General features: G+C 57.9%; 1 rRNA gene. It reads left to right on the plus strand.

Features of this window, described 5'->3' with window-relative positions:
* Window positions 1-19: 19 nt before the first annotated feature.
* Window positions 20-649, plus strand: a 23S ribosomal RNA gene (locus WA788_RS35495); the annotation flags it as partial.

Consider the following 649-nt stretch of genomic DNA (forward strand, 5'->3'; position numbering starts at 1 on the left):
AGTGGACGCGAGCATCTGTGGCCAAGTTTTTAAGGGCGCACGGTGGATGCCTTGGCACCAGGAACCGATGAAGGACGTGGGAGGCCGCGATAGGCCCCGGGGAGCTGTCAACCGAGCTGTGATCCGGGGGTGTCCGAATGGGGAAACCCGGCAGTCGTCATGGGCTGTCACCCGTATCTGAACACATAGGGTACGTGGAGGGAACGCGGGGAAGTGAAACATCTCAGTACCCGCAGGAAGAGAAAACAACCGTGATTCCGGGAGTAGTGGCGAGCGAAACTGGATGAGGCTAAACCGTTCACGTGTGATACCCGGCAGGGGTTGCGTGTGCGGGGTTGTGGGAGTTTCCTTGATTGGTCTGCCGGCCGGTCGGAGAGTAAGAAACCGTATGTGTAGGCGAAGGGCATGCGAAAGGCCCGGCGTAGAGGGTAAGACCCCCGTAGCTGAAACGTGTACGGCTCTCTTGGAGATCACCCAAGTAGCATAGGGCCCGAGAAATCCTGTGTGAATCTGGCGGGACCACCCGTTAAGCCTAAATATTCCCTGGTGACCGATAGCGGATAGTACCGTGAGGGAATGGTGAAAAGTACCGCGGGAGCGGAGTGAAATAGTACCTGAAACCGTGTGCCTACAAGCCGTGGGAGCGTCG

The organism is Streptomyces sp. CA2R106 (genome assembly GCF_037034245.1).
Taxonomy (GTDB): Bacteria; Actinomycetota; Actinomycetes; order Streptomycetales; family Streptomycetaceae; genus Actinacidiphila.